The organism is Sphingorhabdus wooponensis (genome assembly GCF_003933235.1).
Lineage (GTDB): Bacteria > Pseudomonadota > Alphaproteobacteria > Sphingomonadales > Sphingomonadaceae > Sphingorhabdus_B > Sphingorhabdus_B wooponensis.
This window is the reverse complement of sequence record NZ_RWJI01000001.1, coordinates 913,979-939,146: the sequence shown is the minus strand read 5'-3', so window position 1 is coordinate 939,146 and position 25,168 is coordinate 913,979. Positions and strand designations below refer to the sequence as shown.

The 25,168-nt window shown below is 52.7% G+C and carries 25 protein-coding genes and 1 tRNA gene; 16 read left to right on the top strand and 10 right to left on the bottom strand.

Annotated features, from left to right (window positions below; translation table 11 throughout):
- Positions 1-2: 2 nt before the first annotated feature.
- The 3 genes from lpdA (at position 3) to D7D48_RS04725 (ending at position 3,290) form a co-directional block, all read left to right on the top strand.
- Positions 3-1,394 carry a dihydrolipoyl dehydrogenase gene (lpdA, locus tag D7D48_RS04735; RefSeq protein WP_125230194.1) on the top strand — a complete coding sequence of 464 codons (1,392 nt, stop codon included), beginning with the start codon at positions 3-5 and terminating at the stop codon, positions 1,392-1,394.
- Between the two features lie 134 nt (positions 1,395-1,528).
- Positions 1,529-2,833 (top strand): Xaa-Pro dipeptidase, encoded by a 1,305-nt coding sequence (locus tag D7D48_RS04730; protein ID WP_125230193.1) that lies wholly within the window; start codon positions 1,529-1,531, stop codon positions 2,831-2,833.
- Positions 2,834-2,945: 112 nt separating this feature from the next.
- Complete coding sequence (locus D7D48_RS04725) at positions 2,946-3,290, top strand: hypothetical protein (RefSeq protein ID WP_125230192.1); 345 nt, start codon at positions 2,946-2,948, stop codon at positions 3,288-3,290.
- A gap of 20 nt (positions 3,291-3,310) precedes the next feature.
- Here the strand turns inward: D7D48_RS04725 and D7D48_RS04720 are convergent.
- Positions 3,311-3,400, bottom strand: a tRNA-Ser gene (locus D7D48_RS04720).
- Positions 3,401-3,634: 234 nt separating this feature from the next.
- On the opposite strand from D7D48_RS04720, the gene D7D48_RS04715 reads away from it, so the two are divergent.
- The 7 genes from D7D48_RS04715 (at position 3,635) to mazG (ending at position 10,191) form a co-directional block, all read left to right on the top strand.
- Positions 3,635-4,633, top strand: coding sequence for a lytic murein transglycosylase (locus tag D7D48_RS04715; protein WP_185739782.1), 999 nt, complete (start codon positions 3,635-3,637; stop codon positions 4,631-4,633).
- A gap of 141 nt (positions 4,634-4,774) precedes the next feature.
- Positions 4,775-5,422, top strand: coding sequence for a dTMP kinase (gene tmk, locus D7D48_RS04710; protein ID WP_125230191.1), 648 nt, complete (start codon positions 4,775-4,777; stop codon positions 5,420-5,422).
- The gene (locus D7D48_RS04705; protein WP_125230190.1) at positions 5,419-6,384 is read left to right on the top strand and encodes a DNA polymerase III subunit delta'; all 966 of its coding nucleotides are present in this window, start codon (positions 5,419-5,421) and stop codon (positions 6,382-6,384) included. The genes tmk and D7D48_RS04705 overlap by 4 nt, the downstream gene beginning before the upstream one ends.
- 18 nt (positions 6,385-6,402) lie before the next feature.
- The gene (gene metG / locus D7D48_RS04700) at positions 6,403-7,971 is read left to right on the top strand and encodes a methionine--tRNA ligase (protein WP_125230189.1); all 1,569 of its coding nucleotides are present in this window, start codon (positions 6,403-6,405) and stop codon (positions 7,969-7,971) included.
- Complete coding sequence (locus D7D48_RS04695) at positions 7,971-8,747, top strand: TatD family hydrolase (protein WP_125230188.1); 777 nt, start codon at positions 7,971-7,973, stop codon at positions 8,745-8,747. The genes metG and D7D48_RS04695 overlap by 1 nt, the downstream gene beginning before the upstream one ends.
- Complete coding sequence (locus D7D48_RS04690; protein WP_125230187.1) at positions 8,744-9,340, top strand: retropepsin-like aspartic protease family protein; 597 nt, start codon at positions 8,744-8,746, stop codon at positions 9,338-9,340. The genes D7D48_RS04695 and D7D48_RS04690 overlap by 4 nt, the downstream gene beginning before the upstream one ends.
- A 92-nt stretch (positions 9,341-9,432) precedes the next feature.
- Entirely contained in the window at positions 9,433-10,191 is a 759-nt protein-coding gene (gene mazG / locus D7D48_RS04685; RefSeq protein WP_125230186.1) for a nucleoside triphosphate pyrophosphohydrolase, read from the top strand.
- 15 nt (positions 10,192-10,206) lie between these two features.
- On the opposite strand, the gene hflX is transcribed toward mazG, so the two are convergent.
- From hflX to dusB, 7 genes are all read right to left on the bottom strand, one after another.
- Entirely contained in the window at positions 10,207-11,544 is a 1,338-nt protein-coding gene (gene hflX, locus D7D48_RS04680) for a GTPase HflX (protein WP_125230185.1), read from the bottom strand.
- Complete coding sequence (gene hfq / locus D7D48_RS04675; protein ID WP_125230184.1) at positions 11,541-12,038, bottom strand: RNA chaperone Hfq; 498 nt, start codon at positions 12,036-12,038, stop codon at positions 11,541-11,543. Before hfq ends, hflX begins: the two co-directional genes overlap by 4 nt.
- Positions 12,039-12,153: 115 nt before the next feature.
- Positions 12,154-13,554, bottom strand: a complete 1,401-nt coding sequence (gene ntrX / locus D7D48_RS04670; protein ID WP_125230183.1) for a nitrogen assimilation response regulator NtrX — start codon at positions 13,552-13,554, stop codon at positions 12,154-12,156.
- A gap of 2 nt (positions 13,555-13,556) precedes the next feature.
- The gene (locus D7D48_RS04665; RefSeq protein WP_281274265.1) at positions 13,557-15,812 is read right to left on the bottom strand and encodes a sensor histidine kinase; all 2,256 of its coding nucleotides are present in this window, start codon (positions 15,810-15,812) and stop codon (positions 13,557-13,559) included.
- Between the two features lie 91 nt (positions 15,813-15,903).
- Entirely contained in the window at positions 15,904-17,325 is a 1,422-nt protein-coding gene (locus D7D48_RS04660; protein WP_125230181.1) for a sigma 54-interacting transcriptional regulator, read from the bottom strand.
- Positions 17,322-18,413, bottom strand: coding sequence for a two-component system sensor histidine kinase NtrB (locus D7D48_RS04655; protein WP_125230180.1), 1,092 nt, complete (start codon positions 18,411-18,413; stop codon positions 17,322-17,324). The genes D7D48_RS04660 and D7D48_RS04655 overlap by 4 nt, the downstream gene beginning before the upstream one ends.
- A gap of 3 nt (positions 18,414-18,416) precedes the next feature.
- On the bottom strand, positions 18,417-19,412 hold the full coding sequence (gene dusB / locus D7D48_RS04650) for a tRNA dihydrouridine synthase DusB (protein WP_125230179.1): 996 nt from the start codon (positions 19,410-19,412) through the stop codon (positions 18,417-18,419).
- An 82-nt stretch (positions 19,413-19,494) separates the two neighbouring features.
- Here dusB and D7D48_RS04645 point away from each other — a divergent pair, with 82 nt between their 5' ends.
- Together D7D48_RS04645 and D7D48_RS04640 are read left to right on the top strand one after the other, a co-directional pair.
- The gene (locus tag D7D48_RS04645) at positions 19,495-20,637 is read left to right on the top strand and encodes a bifunctional 2-C-methyl-D-erythritol 4-phosphate cytidylyltransferase/2-C-methyl-D-erythritol 2,4-cyclodiphosphate synthase (RefSeq protein ID WP_125230178.1); all 1,143 of its coding nucleotides are present in this window, start codon (positions 19,495-19,497) and stop codon (positions 20,635-20,637) included.
- A gap of 2 nt (positions 20,638-20,639) precedes the next feature.
- Positions 20,640-21,152, top strand: a complete 513-nt coding sequence (locus D7D48_RS04640) for a CinA family protein (RefSeq protein ID WP_125230177.1) — start codon at positions 20,640-20,642, stop codon at positions 21,150-21,152.
- Here the strand turns inward: D7D48_RS04640 and D7D48_RS04635 are convergent.
- Positions 21,116-21,574 (bottom strand): type II toxin-antitoxin system RatA family toxin, encoded by a 459-nt coding sequence (locus D7D48_RS04635; RefSeq protein WP_125230176.1) that lies wholly within the window; start codon positions 21,572-21,574, stop codon positions 21,116-21,118. The two genes, D7D48_RS04640 and D7D48_RS04635, sit on opposite strands and share 37 nt — an antisense overlap.
- Before the next feature lie 15 nt (positions 21,575-21,589).
- The gene (gene lipA, locus D7D48_RS04630; protein WP_125230877.1) at positions 21,590-22,516 is read right to left on the bottom strand and encodes a lipoyl synthase; all 927 of its coding nucleotides are present in this window, start codon (positions 22,514-22,516) and stop codon (positions 21,590-21,592) included.
- A gap of 81 nt (positions 22,517-22,597) precedes the next feature.
- On the opposite strand from lipA, the gene D7D48_RS04625 reads away from it, so the two are divergent.
- The 4 genes from D7D48_RS04625 to D7D48_RS04610 are packed head-to-tail and all read left to right on the top strand — an operon-like array spanning position 22,598 to position 25,116.
- Positions 22,598-23,551, top strand: a complete 954-nt coding sequence (locus D7D48_RS04625; RefSeq protein WP_125230175.1) for a sodium-dependent bicarbonate transport family permease — start codon at positions 22,598-22,600, stop codon at positions 23,549-23,551.
- A 4-nt stretch (positions 23,552-23,555) separates the two neighbouring features.
- On the top strand, positions 23,556-23,867 hold the full coding sequence (locus tag D7D48_RS04620; RefSeq protein ID WP_125230174.1) for a P-II family nitrogen regulator: 312 nt from the start codon (positions 23,556-23,558) through the stop codon (positions 23,865-23,867).
- The gene (locus D7D48_RS04615; protein ID WP_125230173.1) at positions 23,867-24,490 is read left to right on the top strand and encodes a carbonic anhydrase; all 624 of its coding nucleotides are present in this window, start codon (positions 23,867-23,869) and stop codon (positions 24,488-24,490) included. The genes D7D48_RS04620 and D7D48_RS04615 overlap by 1 nt, the downstream gene beginning before the upstream one ends.
- The gene (locus tag D7D48_RS04610; protein WP_125230172.1) at positions 24,487-25,116 is read left to right on the top strand and encodes a pyridoxamine 5'-phosphate oxidase family protein; all 630 of its coding nucleotides are present in this window, start codon (positions 24,487-24,489) and stop codon (positions 25,114-25,116) included. The genes D7D48_RS04615 and D7D48_RS04610 overlap by 4 nt, the downstream gene beginning before the upstream one ends.
- The last annotated feature ends 52 nt before the right edge of the window (positions 25,117-25,168 follow it).

The following is a 25,168-nucleotide window of genomic DNA, read 5'->3' as shown; positions in this document are numbered from 1 at the left end:
TAATGTCTAACTACGACCTCATCATCCTTGGCTCCGGCCCCGGTGGTTATGTTGCCGCCATTCGCGCCGCACAACTCGGCTTGAAAGTCGCGATTGTTGAGCGTGAAAATCTTGGTGGCATTTGCCTCAACTGGGGTTGTATCCCGACCAAGGCTTTGCTGCGCTCGGCCGAAATTTATCATTATATGCAGCATGCGGGCGATTATGGTCTAACCGCCGCCAATATCAGCGCCGATATTGACGCTGTGGTAAAACGATCGCGCGGTGTGGCCAAGCAGTTGAATCAGGGCGTCACGCATCTGATGAAGAAGAACAAAATTACCGTCCATATGGGCGATGGCAAGCTGCTCGCGGCCAATAGACTTTCGGTCACCAAGGACGGCAAGACCGAAGAGCTGACAGCGAAGAACATCATCCTCGCCACCGGCGCGCGCGCGCGGGATTTGCCCTTTGCGCCTGCCGATGGAAAACGGATCTGGACCTATCGCCACGCAATGGTGCCGACCGAAATGCCGAAAAAGCTGCTCGTCATTGGTTCCGGCGCGATTGGCATCGAATTTGCTAGTTTCTACAATGACATGGGCGCCGAAGTGACGGTCGTTGAGATGCTGGATCGCATCGTGCCGGTCGAGGACGCCGATGTTTCTACTTTCTTGGAAAAAGCGCTAACGAAACAGGGCATGAAGATCATGACCGGGGCAGGGGTTGAAAGCCTGAAGGCCAGCGCGACCGGCGTGTCAGCTTCGATCAAGGGCAAAGACGGCAAAGTCGTTGCATCCGAATTCACCCATTGCATCGTCGCCATCGGTATTGTCCCCAATACCGAAAATATTGGGCTGGAGGCGCTTGGCGTGGAGATGGACCGAGGGTTTCTGAAAACCGATGCGAACTGCCGCACCAATGTACCTGGCCTATGGGCGATTGGCGACATCACCGCCCCGCCATGGTTGGCGCATAAGGCAAGCCATGAGGGCGTGATCGCAGCGGAAACCATCGCGGGTGGACACCCACATGCGATGGACCCACGCAACATACCGGGCTGCACATATTGCCACCCGCAGGTCGCGAGTGTCGGCTTGACGGAGGCCAAGGCAAAAGAAGCAGGCTATGACGTTAAAGTCGGGAATTTCCCCTTCTTAGGCAATGGCAAGGCAATCGCTTTGGGTGAGGCAGAAGGCTTCGTCAAAACTGTGTTTGATGCGAAGACCGGCGAATTGCTGGGCGCGCATATGGTGGGCGCGGAAGTCACCGAGCTGATCCAGGGCTATACCATCGGCAAAACCGCCGAGTTGGTAGAGGCCGATTTCATGCATACCGTTTTCCCGCACCCAACCTTAAGCGAGATGATGCACGAGAGCGTGCTCGGCGCTTATGGCAAGATGCTGCATATGTGAATGGGGCGCACCGAACAGCACCGCAAAGGCGCTTAGGACTTAAGCCTTAAAATTCTGTCGGCGATGTTTTTGCTGTCCTACACCTCGATTTTTTGCCATCTTTCCGGTAACAAAATTATCTAGGGAATTCGGGTATGTCATTTAGTGAGAATCTGCTGAAGAATTTGCGGGTCTTGGCGTTTTCTGGCGTCTTTATTTTGTCTTCGACGGCCCAAGCGCAGACCACAGTGATTACCGCCGACAAGATGGTCGATGTTTTGACCGGTAAAACAGTCGATTTTCCAGCTGTTTTTGTCGGAGCGGATGGCCGGATTACCAGCATTGCCGATGCCCGCACCGTAAAGTGGGGTAGCGACGTCACGCATATCAACATGACCGGCAAAACCATCTTGCCTGGCCTCATTGACATGCATGTACATCTTGACAGTCCTGCCGATATTGGTGGCTATCGAGGCCTTGAATTTACCGACAGCTTCTGGGGCATGTCGGCCGTTGGTGCCGCGCAGGCCATGCTCAAGGCAGGTTTTACGACTGTGCGCAATGTCGGGGCGGAAAACCGGAATGACATCGGCCTGAAGCAGGCGATTGAAAACGGCTATGCCATAGGTCCGCGTATCGTGCCGGCTGGCTATTCCATCGGCGCAACTGGCGGGCATTGTGACTCGACATTCCTTCCGCCCAGTCTTGAAGGGACGTCCAAGGAAGAAGGCATTGCCGATAGCGAGGACGAATTGCGTTACGAAGTCCGGCGCCAGCGTAAATATGGCGCTGAAGTCATCAAGGTCTGCGCCACGGGCGGCGTGTTTTCGCGCAATACCGAGCCGGGTCAGCAGCAACTTTCCGAACGCGAGTTACGTGTGATAGCCGAAGAGGCGCACCAATGGGGTCTGCGCGTTGCGGCCCATGCCCATGGCGGTGACGGCATAAAGGCAGCAATCAAAGCGGGCATCGACACGATTGAACATGCAAGCCTTGTCGACGATGAGGGCATAAAGCTTGCCGCCGCGCGCGCACGGCCCGTATGGTTCTCGATGGACATCTTCAACACCGACTATACGCAGTCCGAGGGCGCGAAAAACGGCGTATTGGAGGACAACCTGCGCAAGGACCGCGAAGTAGCGCAGATCCAGCGCGACAATTTCCGCAAAGCGCATAAAGCTGGCGTGAAGATGGTTTTTGCCTCGGATGCGGGCGTGATGCCGCACGGTCTTGTGGGCGGTCAGTTCAAGGTCATGGTTGAATATGGCATGACACCGATTGAGGCTATTCAAGCCGCAACGCGCAACGCCGCCCAAGCGCTTGGCCGCGAAAAGGATGTTGGCGCGATCGCGGTTGGTCGCTTTGCCGATATCATCGCTGTCGATGGCGATCCTTTAGCTAACGTGCGGGAGTTGGAGTCTGTAGATGCCGTTGTAAAGGGCGGCAAAATCGTTCGGTGAACGCGCCTAGATCAATCTGTTATAGCGCATTGATTGCGCCATGACGCTTGTGTAAACTGCAGTATGAGCGGCCGCAGAACCGTCCGGGAATGAACATGAGGGATATTGAAACATGATCACTATCATCGCAACAGCAATGCTCAGCATGGCCGCCATGAAAGGCGATCCCATGGACAACGCACGCAAGGCATTCAACAACTGCATGATTGAAGTCCACAATGTGGCTGTCGCCGAAAAATCCGCGCCAAACGCATTCATCAAAATATCCGATGAGGCATGCCCGACAGAACGCGCGGCCTATAAGGCGATATTGGTGAAGTCCGAGCGGTCTTATGGTTCAAGCCAGGCCGAAGCGGAGAAATTTGCAGCCGAAGAGATCCAAATGCTGGTCGACTCGATTGTCACAAGCTTTAACGAGAATGTTGAAAGCGGCGCGAAATTAACACCGGAGAAATAAGTCTCGCGCAGAATAAAACTTGGCGGACAGGGTGGGATTCGAACCCACGGTGAGCTTCCACCCACGACGGTTTTCAAGACCGTTGCCTTAAACCACTCGGCCACCTGTCCGCTTACGAAGCGTCCCCTAGCCAGTGCGCTTTGCGATGGCAAGCGTAGATGATATGCGACTGCACCAAAGCGAGCGATGAAATGCTTTCCTTTCGGGACCAAAACAATTCACAGTTGTGGTCGCTTGTGGCACAATGTCTCAATCAAACATAAGGGAACCGTGTGCGCATTTACCGAAAAATTGTGATGACGATGGCCTTTTGCGTAAGTGCTTCAGTACTGGGCGCGACGTGCATGGCACAGGATGTTGGAACAGGCGCTACGGAAAATTCTGCCGCGCAAGAAAGCGGTTTCCGCTCCTATTTGGCACAAGTGCGGCAACGTGCGCTGCAAGAAGGCGTGACACCAGCTACGCTCGACCGCGTGCTGCCGTCGATAAGTTATAATGACCGCGTAGTTATGCTTGACCGGCGGCAACCAGAAGGTCCGTCTAGCGCGCCAGTGCCCAATTTCGCGCCATATAAAGCTCGTCATGTAGACGCATCGCGTATCAGTCGTGGCCGGGCCAAATATACGGAGCTTCGCCCGTTACTTAAGCGGATCGAGGATGAGACGGGCGTACCTGAAGAAATCATGATTGCCATTTACGGGCACGAAACCAATTATGGATCCGTCATGGGCAATTTCAACGCCCCTGAAGCCTTGGCCTCTTTGGCTTATGAAGGACGCCGCCGCGCCTTGTTTGAAGGTGAGTTGATCGCCGCGCTCAAAATGATCGACAAAGGCGTTCCGCAATATGCCATCACCGGAAGCTGGGCAGGGGCACTTGGTAAACCACAATTTTTGCCTTCGGTATATTTGCGGCTTGCCCGTGATGGCGATGGTGATGGCTATGCCGATATTTGGCGCAGCGAAGTGGACGCCATGACCTCCATCGCCAATTATTTCGTCAATGCCGGGTGGCGACGTGGCGAAGATTGGGGATTTGCCGTCAATGTGCCTGAGACATTTAATCGTGGCATCATAAGGTCGCGGATGACATCGCCAAGATGCCCACGCGTTTATGCGCGGCACAGCCAATGGCGCACAATCGCCGAATGGCGGCAATTGGGAATATCGCCGCAGCGGGGATTTTGGCCAAATGACAATATGATGGCGACCTTGATTGAGCCTGATGGCGCTGGAAACACGGCCTATCTTCTCGGCGGGAATTACCGGGTGATACTTGATTATAACTGTTCGAATTTCTACGCTCTTTCGGTCGGATTGTTAGCGGATGAAATAAGCAATTAGGTTTTGGAATGGCGCCTGCGGGCCGCTATACGCGGCTATTGAATTCGCCTATCGGATGGCGAGAGCAAATGGCCTTGCCATTCGCGTTATGTGACGACGGAACAGATATTTTATGCCTGATACTGCGATTATCCAACCAATATGGGTGCGCCTGTGACCGTGCGCGGCCGTTTTATATCCATTGAAGGCGGCGAGGGGGTTGGCAAGTCGACGCAAATTGCGGCACTCGCTGCATTCATTACACAAAAGGGATTTGAAGTATTATTAACGCGGGAACCCGGTGGCACCGAGGGCGCAGAAACCATTAGGCAGTTGGTGCTTGGTGGAAGCGCAGAACGGTGGATGCCGCGCGCTGAGGCTTTGCTGTTTGCGGCCGCGCGTAGCGACCATGTTGAACGGCTCATCGAACCAGCCTTGGCCAGCGGAAAGTGGGTAATTTCAGACCGGTTTATCGACAGTAGTCGCGCCTATCAAGGTGGGGGGTCTGGCCTATCCGATAACGATATCATGACATTGCATCAGATCGGCAGCCGGGGGATGTTACCCGACCGGACCTTAATTTTAAGGTTGGACACCAAGGAAGCCGTAAGCCGCGCGGCGGCACGCGACCAGAACCAGCCTGACCGTATTCAGGGCCGCACAGAGATTTTCCATTCGGACGTCGATATGGCTTTTGTAAGCTTTGCCGAACGAGAACCGCGCGTGCGCCTTGTCGATGCGTCGGGTACGGCAGATGCGGTAACGGCGCGGTTACTAACCGAAATTAGCGATCTGTTGGAACCTGCATGAACGATTATGTCGGACATGATAAGGCTTGGCGGCAGTTCGCGACTGCGTGTGATAGCGGAAAAATCCACCATGGCTGGATATTGTCTGGGCCGAGGGGAATCGGGAAATCTGCCTTTGCCTTGCGGGCGGCGGCCATGCTGGTTGATCCAGAAAATGCATATGCGAGCATGATTGCGCGCGGGTCGCATCCCGATATCTTATCGGTGAAGCGGCTACCGAAAGAGCCGTTGAAGGAAGATGAAGTCATCGATGACGCCACCGAATTCAAACGCAGCATTACCGTCGATCAAATTCGTGGGCTTCAGCAATCGCTGACCACCCGCCCGGGTTTAAGCAATCGGCGCGCGATCATCATCGACTCTGCGGACGACTTGGAACGCGGCGGGGCCAACGCCTTGCTCAAGTCGTTGGAAGAGCCGCCGGTTGGTACATTCTTCTTTCTCATCAGCCATGCCAGTGATCGGTTGCTACCGACCATTCGTTCGCGCTGTCAGATTCTGCGGTTTGAGGCATTGGATGACGCCGACATGGCCCATATATTGCAGCGCGCAGCACCAGAGGTCAGTGCGGATCAAATGCAAGCACTTATCCGCTTGGGCAACGGGACACCGGGGCAGGCACTTGATTTTCTTGGCCTTGACCTCAAGGAAATTGAAGACGCCATGATGGCGATTGTGCGTACGGGCGACCGCGACAATGCATTGCGTAGCAACTTAGCCGACAAATTGGCATTAAAGGCTGCGCAACCGCGTTATGAGGCTTTCTTGCGCCGTGCACCGTCCTTAATCGCAGAATATACGCGGAAGTTGGATGCCACGCAGACGAGCAACGGTGTCGCTGCTTGGGAAGCTGCAAGCGGGCTTGCCGCGCGCGCCATCGCCTTAAGTTTAGATAAACAAAGCGTCGTCTTCCAAATGGGAAGCTTGCTGGCATCAATTCAAACGCATACAGCGCGCCCATAGCCAATTTGAAGAGTATCCATGTCCGAACCTTTCTACATCACTACTGCAATCGCTTATCCCAATGGAAAGCCGCATATCGGCCACGCATATGAGGCGATTGCCACCGACGCGATTGCCCGTTTTCAGCGGCTAAATGGCCGCGAGGTCTGTTTCGTTACGGGCACGGACGAACATGGCCTAAAAATGGACCAGACGGCACGCGGATTGGGCAAGGCAACGCGTGATCTTGCGGATGAAATGTCATCCTATTTTAAGCAGATGTGTGCAACACTTGATATTTCTGTTGATCATTTTTGTCGTACGACAGCGGATAATCATCACAAAGCAAGCCAGGCAATTTGGAAAAGGCTGGAGGCAAACGGCGATCTCTACCTGGATCGTTATGAGGGTTGGTACTCAGTCCGCGATGAAGCATATTATGATGAAGCCGAGCTCACCGAAGGGGAAGGGGGCCAGAAGCTTTCACCCCAAGGCACGCCTGTTGAATGGACCGTTGAGGAAAGCTGGTTTTTCCGGCTCTCCAAATATGAAAAGCCTCTGTTGGACTATTACGCTGCGAACCCAGAATTCATTCGACCAGACAGCCGCAAAAATGAGACCGTCAAATTTGTCGAAGGCGGGTTAAAGGACTTATCGGTATCGCGCACCAGCTTTGACTGGGGTGTTAAGGTTCCGGGCAGCGAGAACCATGTCATGTATGTCTGGCTCGATGCGCTAACCACCTATATCTCCGCCATTGGTTTTCCCGATGACACCGAAGAGTGGCGTAAATTTTGGCCAGCTAGCGTCCATATCATCGGCAAAGACATTGTCCGGTTTCACACCGTATATTGGCCCGCATTCCTGATGTCGGCGGGCCTGCCCTTGCCAAAAATGGTTTTCGGTCACGGATTTCTGTTGTCGCGCGGCGAGAAAATGTCGAAATCTTTGGGCAATGTTGTCGACCCAATGGAGCTCGCTGAGTTGTTTGGCGTCGATGCCTTACGCTATTTCCTATTGCGCGAAGTCAGCTTTGGTCAGGATGGTAGCTATAGCCCAGAAGCCATTGTCACGCGCGTAAATGCTGATTTGGCGAACAGCTTTGGCAATCTTGCCCAGCGGACATTGTCGCTGATTTTCAAAAACTGCGAAGGTTTTCTTCCTGCGATCCATGGCCATCATACTGATGACGAAGCCTTATTGGAATTGGTTGGCAACGCTGTTTCGACACAAATTCCGGCTCATTTTGAAGAACTCGCTATGTCGCAAGCTTTAGAAGTTTGGATGCAGGCCGTGTTTGCATGTAATGCCTATGTCGACGTGCAAGCACCATGGGCGCTAAAGAAAACCGATCCCGAGCGCATGGAAACGGTATTGGCGACGTTGTTCATTTGCATCGCACAATTGGCCATAGCCGTGCAGCCGTTCATTCCCGGTTCGGCCACTAGGCTGCTTGATCAAATGGGTGTGCCCGATGATGTTCGCAATTATGCGCGCGCCGGATCGCATTGGTATTCGCCCTTGGCCGAAGGCGGTTTCCAAATTGCTCAGCCTCAGGGGCTGTTTCCGCGGCTAGAATTGCCGGCGGAGGAGGGGGCTCCCGCCTGATGTTCGTCGATTCCCACTGTCACCTCAATTATAAGGGCTTGGTTGAACAACAGGCCGAAATACTTGCGCGCGCACGGGACAGTGGGGTGTCGGCGATGCTCAATATTTCAACGCGTGAGCGCGAGTGGGATGAAGTCATTGGCCTTGCCGAACAAGAGAGTGATGTTTGGGCATCAGTCGGTATTCACCCGCATGAAGCCGATCAGCATGTCGGCATGGACTGCGCGAAACTTGTTGCTAAGTCCGCCCATCCGCGTGTTGTCGCTATAGGCGAGACGGGCCTCGATTATTATTATGACAAAAGCGACCGAGCACAACAATGCACAGGCTTTCGCGAGCATATCAAAGCGTCGCGGCAAACGGGCCTGGCTATCATAATTCACACCCGCGATGCGGAGGCAGACACCGCTGCTATTCTGACCGAAGAAATGCGGGAAGGGGCGTTCACTGGGGTTATTCATTGTTTCACTGCCAGCGCCGAATTTGCGCGCATTGCCTTGGATTTAGGCTTGTATATCTCGCTCTCCGGCATCGTGACGTTTAAAAACGCCCAAGACCTTCAGGATGTGGCGAAATGGTTGCCCGCAGATCGATTGCTGGTGGAAACCGATGCCCCATTTCTCGCACCAATCCCGCATCGGGGCAAAACCGGCGAGCCGGCCTTTGTTGCTGATACAGCGCGCTTTGTTGCGCAGTTACGTGACGTTGCGCCTGAAACGCTGGCTGAGCAAACTTCAGACAATTTCTACGACCTGTTCACGAAAGCACGGCGATGAACATCATGGAAGACGGGCCATCGCTGATTTGGGGCATTATTTGTATCTTGCTTCTAGTCAGCTCGCTGGCAGCGCGGCGCTTATCCTTAGGCGAAGTCGCAAAGGCTGCGCTCGCTTGGATCGCGATATTTGCCGCCTTGTTCGCCATATTCAGCTTCCGATTTGAATTTATCGGTATTTGGGAACGCGTGAAAGCCGATATATCGGGGACCGCCGGACAAAGCATTCGCGGTGATAAAATAGAGTTACGCCGACAGGACGATGGCCATTACTGGCTCTTAGTCGACATAAATAACGAGCCTGTTCGCTTCATGGTGGACAGCGGCGCCACGATGACCGCGATTAATGCCGCGACAGCAAAAGAAGTAGGCGTTGAGGCCACTGGCTATCCGATCATCCTGAGCACCGCAAATGGTCGTGTAGCTGCCAAGCGTGCGAATGTAGAGCTTTTGGTTGTAGGGCCGCACACAATTGAAAATCATCCCGTTGTGGTTTCGGAGAGCTTTGGTGATGTAAACTTATTGGGTATGAACTTCCTCAACAGTCTGCATAGCTGGCGTGTGGAAGGTAATATGATGGTGCTTCAACCTTGAATAAGAATACGCCAATCAAAGCGTAGGCACAGATGAAATAATCATTTATTTAACATAATATATATTATCGAACTAACTGAGATAGCAAACTGATGCGCGCAGATATTACCCCTCTAACGGACATTATGACGCGGCTGCGTGATCGTGACACTGGCTGTCCATGGGATTTAGAGCAAAACTTCGCGTCAATTGCGCCTTACACCATTGAAGAAGCCTATGAGGTTGCCGACGCAATCGAGCGCAACGATCTAGATGCACTAAAAGACGAGCTGGGTGATCTACTCCTTCAAGTTGTATTTCATAGCCAGATGGCAAGCGAATTAGGTATTTTCGATATTCAGGACGTCGTGAATGGCATTTGCGACAAAATGGTGCGCCGCCATCCGCATGTGTTTGGTGATGTTACCGCCGAAAGCCATGAAGTTCCTGACAATTGGGAAACCATAAAGGCCGCCGAGCGTAGCGGATATGAAGACAATAGCGCGCTGGCCGGTGTAGCCCTTGCCCTTCCTGCGTTATTACGCGCCCAAAAAATTCAAAAGCGGGCGGCGCGCACGGGTTTTGATTGGCCTGATCAGTCCGGCGCGCGCGACAAAATTGTTGAAGAATTAGATGAAGTTAGCGAAGCAAATACACCTGAGCATGTGGCCGAAGAAATCGGTGACTTGCTATTCGCTGTCGTCAATTTCGCCCGCTTTCATAAAGTGGACGCAGAGCTAGCATTGAAGCAAGCGAGTGCAAAATTCGAACGACGGTTTCGCGATATGGAAGTGTCAGCCGGAGACGCTTTTGTTGGCTTGTCACTCGATGAAAAAGAAGAACTTTGGCAACAAGCCAAAGCAAAAGAGTAAAGTTAAGACACAGTCTTAAGCATTAGCCCGCTCGATCTGGTTTTCGAATTGTTTTTCGAACTGGCCCCATAATTGACGACTTAATGACACATCGACTGAAACAATATCACCGTCGACATATTGCCGACTAACCACCCCGCGCCCATGCAGCCAAGCCAAAGCAGCGCCATTATCCGTGCGCAATTTGACGGTACGCAGATCATTACCCTTAGCAATGAGCGCAGTTAAATGGGCCTTGAAGGCATCAATCCCCTCACCTGTCTCGGCAGATATCATAAGAATATTGTCATCGCGCGCGGCCATGCCGGATAACTCGGTACGCCGATCATCGTCCAGAAGATCCAGCTTATTCCAAATCTCAACCATCCGCGGCTGATTTCCAGCCTGCTCATCATCTAAAACGCCTAGATCTCGCAAAATGTGCAAAACATCTTCACGCTGCGCATCGGACTCAGGGTGCGAAATATCGCGCACATGGACGATGATGTCAGCCGAAATCACTTCTTCCAAAGTTGCACGAAACGCCGCAATTAATTGCATTGGCAGGTCAGAAACAAACCCAACTGTGTCGGACAATATCGCCTTTTCTACGCCCGGTAGCGTGATTTGCCGCATCGTTGGGTCTAACGTCGCAAACAACATATCTTCGGCAAGGACGGTCGCACGCGTCAACCGATTGAATAGAGTCGATTTACCAGCGTTCGTATAACCCACCAAAGCAATTACTGGCCACGGTGCGCGTTTACGCCGCGCACGATGTAAAGAACGGGTCCTTTTCACCTCTTCCAATTCGCGCCGCAACCGCGCCATGCGGTCCCGGATCATACGACGGTCGGCCTCAATCTGCGTTTCACCTGGACCACCCAGAAAGCCAAAACCACCGCGCTGCCGTTCCAAGTGGGTCCAGCTGCGGACCAAGCGCCCCGCTTGATAGTCAAGATGCGCGAGCTCGACCTGCAGCCGTCCTTCGGCCGTGGCCGCGCGTTCTCCAAAAATTTCTAGAATAAGCCCTGTCCGGTCAATCGTCTTTAGCCCGGTGCGTTCTTCAAGATTGCGTTGTTGAATAGCCGTCAGCGAAGCATCGACAATTAGCAAGTCTGCCTCAAGATCGCGGCCCATTTCAGCTATTTCTTCAACTTGACCACCACCGAGCAATGTCACGGCGCGCGGTGAACGCACCCGATAATGCTTTTTGCGGATAACATTCAGGCCAATGGCAAGCGCAAGCCCCTCGGATTCGGCAAGACGCGCCTCCGGTCCCACAGAGGCCCGTCCAGGCAGCTCCGGATATATGACCAAGGCGCGCGCGCCGCGCGCGAACTCGTCCGTTTCGCTGCGTTCAAAACCGCTCAAATATCGCTCTCGTCCACGCCCTGATTATAATCCGCAAGGTTCACGGGATGCGCTGGCTGGATCGTTGATATGGCATGCTTATATACAAGCTGCGTGGTCCCATCACGTTCCAGCATGACCGAAAAAAGATCATAAGCGACAATAGCGCCTTGCAGCATCACGCCATTCACGAGAAACGTCGTAACCGATTCATTCTGGTCACACATCGCGTGCAGAAAAACGTCCTGCAGCATGCCGGGTCGATGCGTGGCACGCGACATCATATCATCAAATAATGAACGGTCGGGCGATGTTGACGGCATAATAGTAGATATGGAATGCTTATACACAAGCTGTGACATGCCATCGCGGCGCAGAAGTACCGAAAAGTTGTCAAACCACGTTACAACACCTTGAAGCTTTACGCCCTTAACCAGAAACATAGTCACAGGTGTCTTGGACTTTCTGAGGGAGTTCAGAAAGAGGTCCTGAAGACCGTTATTTTTTTCAGTCATTGTTGTTATCCGTTTATATTTATCGTTACACTAAATGTCGCAGGTGTCTCAGCAAGCAACTGTCTCATCCAGCAAAATGAATATTACACCAATGACACCGCCTTCGCAATTGCGCTCACGATTCTGCGTCGTCGATTAAATCCATTGCATTTTTGCGGACAGAAATACCCAATAGTTTTAACTTTCGGTGCAGCGCAGATCGCTCCATGCCTACAAAAGCCGCTGTTTTTGAGATGTTGCCGGAAAAGCGTTTGATCTGAACCCTTAAATATTCGCGTTCAAATGCTTCGCGCGCCTCGCGCAATGGTGCCCCCATAAGGGACGTTACATTATGTTCGGCACCTTCATAGCTATTGATGACCTCTGAGGGGAGCATATCCGCCTCAATAGTCGCAACGCCTTCCGCCGGGGCCAATATGATGGTGCGTTCAATGATGTTACGCAATTGCCGGACGTTGCCGGGCCACTCACATGCCTGCAGCGCTGCCATTGCATCACCCGAAAAGTTCGGCGGCGAAATGCGGTGTTCTGAGGCAAAGCGCGCGGCATAATGATTGACGAGGTCGGGAATATCTTCGCGTCGCCCTGACAAAGGCGGAATTTCGACCGGAACGACGTTTAACCTGTAAAACAGATCTTCGCGGAAACGCCCTTCAGAAATTTCGACCGCCAGATCACGCGCAGTGGCCGACACAAAGCGGACGTCGACACGAATTGGCCGATCGCCGCCAACCCTAACAAAGCTTTGATCCGTTAAAACGCGCAGGATCTTACCTTGTGTGGTGTGCGGCATGTCCGCAACTTCGTCTAAGAACAATGTCCCGCCATGCGCTTTTTCCAACATGCCTGCCTGCACAAGACGGCCATCCTGTTCGATGCCAAACAACTCTTCGTCAAATCGTTCAGGAGACAATCGTGCGGCGCTAACGGACACGAAGGGCGACCCTGCCCGTGGGCTCCAGCTATGCAGCAACCGGGCAGCAACCTCTTTACCAACACCTGCAGGCCCCGTGATGAGCATTCGGCTTCCGGTGCCAGCGACCTTCTTAAGCGTCGCGCGCACGGCGTTAATCGCCACCGATGAACCAGTCAGTTCTTCCGAATGCCCTACCCGCGCCTTAAGGTCGGCATTTTCGGCACGTAGCCGTTCGGTTTCGGTTGCCTTTGACACCAGGTGCAGCAACTTGCTGGCTTCAAACGGCTTTTCGATAAAATCGGCAGCGCCTTGCCCGATGGCAGCGACAGCAGTGTCGATATTTCCATGACCAGAAAAAACAATGACCGGTATCTGCGGATCGCGAATTTTGATGGCGCGCAACAACTCAATACCGTCCATCGATGAACCACGCAGCCAAACGTCGAGCAATATCAACGACGGCAAGCGTTCATCCAGCGCGGCTAACGCCTCATCCGCAGAGGATGCCGTCCTTGTGCCATAGCCTTCGTCATCGAGCACTCCGGATACCAAATCCCGAATGTCTTGTTCATCGTCTACAATTAATATGTCGAGTGCCATAATTAGCCGATAACCTCATCTACATTGGAAAGCGGTACGGAAGAATGTGCTTTCCCCACCTTGGATGCCACGAATTGCGGATTGAACTTCAATGTCACGACCGCGCCAGCGGGATTATTGTCTGACATGGAAATTTCTCCGAAATGTTCTTCAATAATCTTTTTCACAATAGCTAGTCCAAGCCCCGATCCGCTAGCGCGATTGGTGATATAAGGCTCCATGATACGTTGGCGGTCTGGTGGTAGGCCGATCCCATTGTCCGCAACGCGGATCACCAACGTCTCCCCATCCATCAATAGATCGATTGAAATCGCCCCTTGAGTTTTATCTAATTTTCTCTTTTCTTCAATGGATTCTACTGCATTTTTAAGTATATTTGTAATAGCCTGTCCCAGCTGCCGCCTATCAGAGATGAGATTGGGAACTGCACCGCCTTGACGATAGTTAAACATGATGTCTGGGTGCGCCACTTCAAACAGAAATACAGCATGGCCGACAATATCATTTACATTTTCGGCGCGGAACAAGGGCTTCGGCATGCGCGCAAAAGACGAGAATTCATCAACTATGTTACGCAAATCCCCCACCTGACGGACAATAGTGCTGGTCAATTGTTCAAATATAACCTGATCCTGAGTGATATTTTTACCAAACCGGCGCTGTAGACGCTCCGCTGCTAACTGGATCGGCGTTAGAGGATTCTTGATTTCATGAGCGATACGGCGCGCAACGTCCGACCAAGCGGCTCTGCGTTGGTCAGCCAATTGCTGGCTAATATCTTCAAAAGTAACAACACTTCCTTGTTCCCGTGAGGAAACCGTTACAGCCACAGTCAGTGGATCAGGGCCGTCGCCCAATTGCACCACGCCACGCGGGCTTTCGCTGGCTAATGCCGCTAATGTAGGTGCAACGTTTGCAAAATTTTGCCCAACGATGGTCTCAAATGTATTTTTCAGAAGCTTTTCCGCCGTAGAATTGGCAAGCTGCACCACGCCATTGCCGTCAACCGACACCACGCCGGCGGAAACTGATTCCAGAACAGCCTCTATGAATAGACGTCGTTCACCCAGTTGATGGTTGGTCGCTAACAACACACCTGTCTGTTGCTGCAGGCGTTCTGTCATGCGATTGAAGGACTGTGCGAGAAAGGCAACTTCATCATTGCGATATTGATCAATGGTAACGCGCGCGGACAAATCCCCCTCAGCAATCAATTGCGCTGCGTTCACGAGATTATTGACCGGGCGCACAAGACGATCAGCCACCCGCAACGCGACCCACAGAGTGAGCCCGATTATCATCAATGACACAAAATAGAGCGCCAGATTGAACTGGATTTGCAGCGTGCGTGACCGACTAACCATCTTATCATAATCTTGAAGCACCGTTTGCGCTTTTTCTCCCAGCGCAAAGGATGGAACTGATAAAGCCCGACTGGCGTACAAATAGCTGCGCGGTGCGTCGAACAGTACAGTCACAGCTTCAATTCTGTCGGCGCGGTTGGCAATGACTATCCCCTCGCCTGCATTGAGTTTCTTCAAGATATCAGCAGCGATCCAGTCCTGCTTCCGGCTATCATTTTCTGTCGCGACCGCTTCAGTTCGCTGAATTCCATCGGAACCTACCGACACAATGGCGGATTCGCTTAACCGCCGGCGGAATACCTGCTCCAAATAATAGCTCAAAAAAGCTGGGTCATCAGGGTTGGTTTGGCTTAATGCATTTCGGAAATCGCCAGCCATAGTGACAGTTTCGTCCCCAACATCCTTAGCGTTTACTTCATAATAGCCCTTTGCCAATTCTCCGGCATTTTCCAGCATCCCACGCGCAGATCCAGAAAACCAAAATTGGATACCGCTTTGAAACAGCAAGGATGCGAAAATGACGAGAAGAACGGTAGGCACCGCAGTGATTGCCGAAAAAATCGCAACCAAACGGACATGCAATAACTGCTTACTGCCAATACTGCTGCTTTCCGCGCGCTTGAGTGCGACGCGGCGGCCAAACAACACAAGGAGTAATGTCGCTGGCAACAAGTTGCTGACAAGCATTGTCGCCGATGCCGCAGGTGCCAATGGCTCTGATTGCAGCCCCTGTCCTAACAACAACATAGCAGTGATAGCGCCGACTACGATCAACATCACGGCACTGGCAATTTCCAAAAACTTTATGGACTGACTTTTGCCGAGGAGGTCGGTTATTCGTTCAAAAAGACGACGGACAGCGGAAGGTGAAGCACGTTCTTCCTCAAGGTCCATTGTTGCCATAAAGACACTGTGGCATTCCTTGCGTTGCCTGAAAAGCACAAAATAGTGGTTTTCGGGCAACGCATCGCGTTAATTCGTCGATCTAACGCCCACCTGAAGGGCCAATGCCATAATCTGTTAACTTTTTGCGCAAAGTATTTCGGTTTATACCTAGCAAAGCTGCCGCTTTTAGCTGATTGCCCTTCACTTGCTTCATTACATGCTGCAGTAACGGAATTTCAAACTGCGCCAGTGCGCGCGGATATAATTTTTCACGTAGTGCGCCACGCTGACGCTGATCGCGCAAAAACTGCGTGACAGCTGCCTCGAAACTCGCCCCCGGGATAGACGTCTCTACATCCGGCGCTGGTTCTACAAATTGCATGACCGTCGCGTCTGTGATGGTATCTTCCCGACATAATAAAGCGAGGCGGTATATCAGGTTTTTCAGTTCCCGAATATTGCCGCGCCAGGGCATGGCCATCAAATGGCTGATGGCGTTATCATCAATTTTCCGCAGCGGCAGGCCATCTTTCGCCGCCAGCATCAGGAAATGCTGCGCAAGCAGGCCAATGTCTTCTGTCCGATCGCGCAAGGGTGGCATTTCGATGGGAACGACGTTCAGGCGATAGAATAAATCTTCACGAAAACCGCCTTTTTCGATCAATGCGGGCAAATTTTGATTGGTCGCGGCGACAATACGCACATCCAGGCGAATGCTCGCCTTACCGCCGATACGGCTAATTACGCCGCTTTGTAATGCGCGCAGTAATCGTGTCTGCGCATGCATAGGCATGTCGCCGATCTCGTCGAGGAACAAAGTGCCACCTTGCGCTTGTTCAAACCGACCAATTGATTGGCCAACAGCCCCCGTAAAAGCGCCTTTTTCATGGCCAAATAGCTCTGCTTCGATGAGTTCGCTTGGTATCGCCGCCATGTTTACTGCAACAAATGGTCCAGTTTTGCGATGACCAAGATTATGGATCGCTTCGGCGACCAATTCTTTGCCCGTTCCGCTTTCGCCGGAAATGAGCACCGACAAATCATTACGCAAAAGCCGAGCGACCATACGGTAGACATCCTGCATGGCCACGCTTCGCCCAATCATGGGAAGATTAGCCGCGGAAAGCTGCTCAAAAGGATCTTCGGCTTTGGAACGCTTCTTTTCTATGCCTTGCTTCACAGCCAATACGAGATCATTCAGGTCAAAGGGCTTTGGAAAATATTCAAATGCATTGATTTCGCTTGCGCGCACCGCCGTTTCCAGTGTGTTTTGCGCAGACATGATGATGACCGGCATGTCAGGCAATTTTTCCATCGCCTCTTTCAACGTGGCAAGGCCATCGCTGTCCTTCAGCATAACGTCCGTCAGCATCAAATCAAAACGGCCGTTAGCCAACGCGGTATCGCGCGATGCCACAGAATCGCATAAGGATGTTTCTATATTCTCCGCTTGAAGCGCGGCGCTCACCACAAGACCAATGGACGCGTCGTCCTCAACTATGAGTACCCGTGGCGGTGTCATGCGTTCGTTTTCCCTGATGCAACCGGTAATAATAGCCGGAAAGTCGTTTGCCCCTGCACGGCATCGCGTTCAAACAACACGCGGCTGTTCATTTGCTGCACCAATTTGCGCACAATGGCGAGGCCAAGCCCCTGCCCGTCGCGTTTCGTGGTCACAAAGGGCGAAAACAGCTCATCTACAATATGTTCGGGCACGCCGGGTCCATTGTCCGAAATAGAAATTTCAACGGGCAGCTTAAGCGACCGGCGATCAACGTCAGCGTCTCGCAAAGCGCCGCTCATGACATAACGGGTCGAAATGCCTATGACACCGTCCAATCGCCCGTGCAGCGCGTCTGTCGCATTCTGAAGCAGGTTGATGAGTATTTGCACCATGCCGTCGGCATCAATCAAAACATCGGGCAAGGACGGATCATAATTGATTGATATTTCCGGCATTGCACGGTTCGCGGCCCTTAACGAGCGAATGGCGCGCTCAATCAACAAATGAATATTGGCCGGCGCAAGCTCCGCTGGTTCAGAGCGCCCCAGCTTTTGCATTTGATCCAGCAACCGCGCAATTCGGTCAACCTCATTGACAATCAATTCCGTCAGCGCGCGGTTTTTTTCATCGACTATCCGGGCCAACAGCTGCGCCGCGCCTTTAATTCCAGCCAAAGGATTTTTGATCTCATGCCCCAATATCGCAGGGGCGCCCATCGCTTGTTGCTGCCCGCTGTCGCGCTGATCGCCAATATGCTCACGACCACCATTACGTGGCGATATGACAGCTATGCGCCACTCCGGATCCTTGGATACTGATGAGAGATTTACATCGACTGTAATGATGCCGTCAGGCGTTTTAAGCTCCATATCTTGAGCGGAAATGTCACTCTCCGACGACAATAATGCGGCATTCATGCGTTCGCTTTCGAACATCAATATATCGTCAATGCGCTGCCCCTCTAGCCGCCGTCGGCTTCGTCCAAAAAAGGCCTCGCTGGCGTCATTGGCGTAAGAGATGAAATGTTCAGGCGAAATCAGCAGCACCGGAACCGACAGGCTTGCCAGCATCTGGCCATAATCAGGACGATGCTCGGCTTGCGACATGGTTTAAGCCGCTGACTTCGTCAGAAACGGTTCATAAAAGCGCGTTAATTCGTCGATAACAATCATGGGATCGTCGATGCGGTTCATAAAGTTTCTAAACTCGGCGGAACCGTTAAGCCCTTTGGTATACCAGCCAATATGCTTACGCGCGATGCGTACGCCAACCTCGTTGCCATAATGGTCAAGCATAGCGCGATAATGGTTCATGATAAGATGAAATTGCGTATCGATATTCGGGTCATCGATGGTCTGCCCGGTACGAAACCAGTGCATCATTTGCCCAAGCAACCATGGCTTACCATAAGCACCGCGGCCAACCATTACGCCGTCCGCACCGCTTTGCGCCAAAGCAGTTTGCGCATCTTCAATGGTGCAAATGTCGCCATTTACGATGACAGGCAACGACACCGCATCCTTCACCTTGCGCACAAACGCCCAGTCAGCGGAGCCCTTGTACATCTGGTTACGCGTGCGGCCATGCACTGTAATCATTTTTGCCCCTAAATCTTCGGCAATACGCGCAAGCTCCGGCGCATTCAGGCTTCCATGGTCCCAGCCCATACGCATTTTGACGGTGACAGGCACAGAAACGGCCTTCACAGTTGCTTCAATCAAGCTCGCCGCTAAGGGCAAATCGCGCATTAGCGCGGAGCCCGCATCCCCGTTAACCACTTTTTTAACTGGGCATCCCATGTTGATATCAATGATGGCCGCACCGCGCTCTTCATTCAGCTTGGCCGCTTCACCCATTTCATAAGGCGTGCAACCGGCAAGCTGCATCGATACCGGCTCTTCAATCGCGTCCCATTCGCATTTCTGAATGCTTTGCCGGGTCTCACGGATCATCGCTTGGCTAGCGATCATCTCCGTCACGTTAAGGCCGGAGCCAAACTCACGCACAATTTTGCGGAACGGCATATCAGTCACGCCAGTCATTGGGGCCAATATGACGGGACAATCGATTTTGATGTTACCAATATGGATGGGTTTAAGTTGCATCTTCAAATACTGCCTAAAATTTAGGCAGGCCGATACCCGCTTTCAGCTTGGCGGGCAAGTCTGCTGTCGCTAGAGCGCGCATATGGTATCTCAACCAACAACCGTTGCGCTCATAGTCGCCGCAGGCTCCGGAAGCCGCGCAGGCGGCACGCAACCAAAGCAGTTCCGACATGTACGCGGCAAACCGATGCTATGGCACAGCTATGCGGCATTGGCCGCGCACCCTTTAATCGACCAAGTATATGTTGCGATTGGTGCAGAGCAAGAAGCCGGGGCCATGGCGGCACTGGCAGATTGCAAGGAGCCGATACTCTTGCAAGGTGGCGCAACTCGTCGGGAAAGCGTCTATTTGGGGCTACAGGTGATTGCAGCCACGCAAAAGGTTGATCAGGTGCTGATCCACGACGCCGCGCGGCCTTTCCTATCATCCAAGGTCATTGACGACCTGCTCGACGCTTTGTCATTTGCGCCCGGCGCGGTTCCTGCACTCCCTGTTGTCGACAGCCTAGCACGCGGTACGGATATTCTGTCTGAAACCGTCGAACGCGAAAATCTATGGCGCATTCAAACGCCACAGGCTTTTGCCTTTCAGGCAATTTACACGGCCCACCAATCTTGGACGGGCGCAGAGCCCACTGATGATGCCCGGATGCTGATGGCACAAGGAAGCGATGTGCGTATCGTGCCAGGGGCGGAAGCGCTCAACAAATTTACCTTCTCAAGCGATTTTGCAGGAAACAATATGACCTCATTTCGAAGCGGAAATGGTTTTGACGTCCACAGACTGGTCCCTAACGCGGAATTGTGGCTGTGCGGCGTGCAAATACCGCATGACAAAGGACTGGACGGCCATAGCGATGCGGATGTTGCGATGCATGCGCTAACCGATGCCATATTGGGGGCGATTGCCAAGGGCGACATTGGCGATCATTTCCCGCCAAGCGATCTGCAATGGCGCGGCGCATCTTCCGACCAATTCCTTGCGCATGCTATGAAGCTGGCCCGCGCAGATGGCTTTGAACTGTCAAATGCCGATGTTACCATAATTTGCGAACAGCCCAAAATAGGCCCATATCGCGGCAAAATGCGCGAACGGCTGGCCGAAATTATGGCTGTTGATGTCGATAAGATATCCGTAAAGGCAACAACAACCGAAATGCTTGGTTTTACTGGTCGGGGTGAAGGTATCGCCGCGCAAGTCACCGCCACTTTTGAGAAAATCTGATTATGGACACCGTCTTACCCGCCGACATTGCCGCACTAGCCGCGCGCGTTGTTGCTGAGAATAAAGCCGCCGGACGCATAATCGCTGTCGCGGAAAGCTGCACTGGCGGCCTTGTCTCTGCAGCGATTACCGAAGTTCCGGGCAGCAGCGCCGTATTGGGCTATGGCTTCGTCACCTATAGCAATGACGCGAAGATTAAGCTTTTGGGCGTAAATGAGGACATCATCGACGCATTCGGCGCCGTATCTGTTGGTGTCGCATGGGCGATGGCGCAAGGCGCGCTGAAAAAAAGCGGTGCAGACATCGCCGTTGCGATCAGCGGCGTGGCGGGCCCAGACGGTGGCAGCGCAAGCAAGCCAGTTGGAACCGTGGTTTTTGCGGTAGCGGTCAAAGATCAAAATCCGGAAGAGGTTATGGGAGACCAGAAGTCCTTTGGCTCAGACAAAAGCCGCGCTGATATTCGCGCCTTTGCAACGCTTCATGCGTTGGAACTATTGCTTCCGCCAGCACTATAAAGAGCGTCGGCTCGTTCGATAAACGCCGTTGTCATTTTGCGGAGAGCGGAATCAAAAAACTGACCGGCCAACGCCTCAAACACGCGATTACGGAATGAGAAATCAACAGTAAACTCGACGATTGAGCCGCCACCATCGACATCTTCAAACGTCCAAGCGTTGTGTAAGTGTTTCATGGGCCCATCGAGATAATCGACGATGATGGATGACTTCGGGGTTTTCACCACGCGGCTGCTGAATGTTTCACGCAGCGATTTAAAGCCCACAATCATATCTGCCAGCATTTCACTTTCCTCATCCTTCCGGATGCGAATGGCACTGACCCATGGCAGGAATTCTGGATAGCGGCTGACGTCTGCGACCAAATCATACATTTGTGCGGCATTATGCGGCAGACTGCGGCGTTCGTGATGGTGCGGCATATGTGCGTTTGAACCTTAAAGCGCTTTGGCAATCTGCACCGCACGTGCATCGCGCATTTTCGCGAAATCATCTCCAGCATGATAACTAGACCGCGTAAGCGGGCTGGCGGCGACCAATAGAAAGCCTTTGGCACGCGCGATGGCCGCATAAGCGTCAAATGCACTTGGGGTAACAAAATCCATAACCTTGGCATGCTTTGGTGTTGGTTGCAGATATTGGCCCATCGTCAGAAAATCGATATCAGCGCTGCGCATATCGTCCATGACCTGATGCACTTCCATCCGTTCCTCACCCAGCCCAAGCATGACACCCGACTTTGTAAAGATGGACGGATCGTGGCGCTTCACTGTTTCCAGCAAGCGCAGCGACGCATAATAACGCGCGCCGGGACGGATGGTTGGATACAGACGCGGCACGGTTTCGAGATTGTGATTATATACATCGGGACGGGCGGTGACGATGGCTTCAATAGCAGCCTGCGCCTTGTTCCGGAAATCGGGCGTTAGGATTTCGATTGTGGTATTGGGCGTATTTCGACGCAATGCCTCAATTACCTTAACAAATTGGCTGGCACCGCCATCGGGTAGATCATCCCGGTCAACTGATGTGATAACGATGTGCTCAAGGCCCATTTTTGCGGCGGCAATCGCCACATGCTCTGGCTCCAGCGGATCAACTGCGCGGGGCATACCGGTTTTTACGTTACAAAAGGCACATGCCCTTGTGCACACATCGCCAAGGATCATCACGGTGGCATGTTTCTTAGTCCAACACTCACCGATATTAGGGCATGCTGCTTCTTCACATACCGTGTTCAAATTGAGATCACGCATCAAGCGGCGCGTTTCATTAAACTCGGCACCGATTGGCGCCTTAACCCTAATCCAGTCTGGCTTACGTTCCCTCATCGGGCGTTCGGGCAAATGTGTTGGAGCGTTCATGATGCCCGAATAGACGTGGCGCGCCATCTTGCCAACTGCAACTTGCCTGCTATGGGTTGCAAAATCCGCAAAGGGGCAAAGATGATTGCTGATACCCTCACTTCGCCGGTGATCCTGTTTTTTGTACTCGGTTTTGTTGCTGCTGCTCTCAAGTCCGATCTGACTATTCCAGAGGCGTTCGCCAAGGCCATGTCCATCTATCTGATGGCAGCCATTGGCTTAAAAGGCGGGGTCGAGGTATCCAAGAGCGGCATTACCCCTGAAATCATGGTGGCTGCCGCCGCGGGTCTTGCCTTAAGTTTCCTTTTGCCCGTTCTTGCATTCGCATTGTTGCGCGGCATTGGTAAGTTGTCGAAAGTCGACGCGGGCGCGGTTGCCGCGCATTATGGTTCTGTCAGCGTTGTTACCTTTGTAACGGCTATCGAGTTGCTGACGGGTGAAGGATTAAGCCCCGCTGGATATATGGTTGCCGTCCTGGCCTTAATGGAAACCCCCGCAATCATTACAGGCCTTATGCTAGCACGTAGGGGCGAATCCGCAGAAGGCGAGAGAAATACGACACCTTGGCATGAGGTCCTCACCAATGCGTCTGTCATGTTGCTGGTTGGCAGTTTCGTGATTGGCGCCATTGCCGGGAGCGATGGGTTCGCATCGGTAAAACCTCTTTTTGATACTGGCTTTCGTGGCGTGTTATGCCTGTTCCTTCTTGATATGGGCCTGATTGCGGCACGCCGCCTGATGCAATCGCGCAAGATGACATTGCGTCTGGTGTTCCTTGCGATTTTGTTACCCTTGGTAAACGGCACCATCGGCACCATCGTTGGAACGGTCATCGGCCTTGATATTGCCTCAGCGGCGGCGCTTGGCATATTGGCGGCTAGCGCCTCCTACATCGCGGTGCCTGCTGCGATGCGACTTGCCTTGCCTCAAGCAGACCCTGGCATCTATCTTAGCATGTCGCTCGGTGTCAGTTTCCCGTTCAACATTATCTTCGGCATCAGCATCTTCGCTGCACTTGCCCAAGCATTAGGATGACCCAATGGTGCAAACCGTTCCCCGCAAGCGCATAGAAATCTTAGTCGATACGCCGCTTGTTCCGCGTATAGTCGGAAAGTTGAAAGCCGTAGATATATCCGGCTGGAGCCTTATCCATGTCGATTCCGGCGGTGGTCGAGCGGGCGAATGGCAGCATGACGATGTAACGGGCGCCAGTGCAAAGACGATCGTGCTTGCTATTGCGTCAGACACAAACACGGCAAGGTTAATCGACGCGATAGCGCCTCTGCTGGATAGCTATGGTATGCTGCTCACGGTTGGCGACGTTCAAGTCGTCAGAGGAGAGCGTTTCTAATGCCTGAATTTGCTGTTTTTGTTCAGGGCTATCAACGTTTCAAATCCGACGCTTATGTCCGGCAAAAGGCGCGCTATGACGCGCTTGCAAGTGATGGACAGTCACCGCCCATAATGATTATTTCCTGTTGTGATAGCCGGGTCGATCCCGCGACGGTCTTTGACACCACACCGGGACAGGTTTTTGCACTGCGCAACGTAGCAAACTTGGTCCCGCCCTATGAAACCGGCGGTGGATTGCATGGCGTCTCGGCTGCTATTGAATTTGGCGTATTGGGGCTTGAGGTCCGCCATATTGTTGTTCTGGGCCACGCGCAATGCGGCGGCATCAAAGCATCACTGGATGGCGGCGATCTTGGCGAAGCAGGGTATAGCTTCATTGATAGCTGGGTCGATATTGTCCGCCCTGCCCGCGACAAGGTGCTTGCGTCCGCGTCGCAAGACCCGCAGCGCGATCTGGAGCTAGAGGCTATCCGCGTCAGCCTAGCTAACCTACGCAGTTTTCCCTTTATTGCCGCGCGCGAAAAATCAGGGCAATTGAAACTGCACGGCGCTTATTTCGGCATATCCGATGGCAATCTTTACGTTCTCAATGATAAGAATGATAGTTTTGAGGTCCAATGAACTTACCCAATAGCTTGCCCGATTATTATGATGATCTCGCGTTAAGTTTTGAAGAAGCATGGAGCCTTATCGTTGCTGGTGTAACCAATCGTAACAGCCCATCACATATGCCCGCGGTGGGCACGGTCGATGCATTAGGCGTGCCGCATATGCGGATTATGATATTGCGCGATGCTTCTCGCGATAATCGCACGCTTCGTTTCCATACGGATTCGCGTTCGATCAAGGCCGAACAACTCAGTCAAAACCCTGCGACCAGCGTATTGATCTATGACACGGCGGCAAAGGTTCAAATCCGAATGTCCGGCAAAGCACATGTGGAAACCACAGGCGACATGGCCGACACCGCTTGGTCAACCTCAACTCCATTTGCGCGGCGCTGTTACATGGCTGTTGCTGCGCCGGGAACGCCATCTGTAAAACCTTCCTCAGGCTTGCCTGATTGGATAGAGGGCAAGCAACCTGATGAAGAACAATTGGTGAATTATCGCGCTAATTTTGCGGCTCTAATGGTTGAAATTGAAACTATTGAATGGCTGTATCTTGCCAATGTTGGGCACAGACGAGCTCACTGGCAATGGGACCCAGCGCAAAATCAATGGGCTGGTCGCTGGCTCATACCATAAAGCCGCACATCCTCGACATCTGAACTTGCGCTACAATTGATGACGCGGCGTG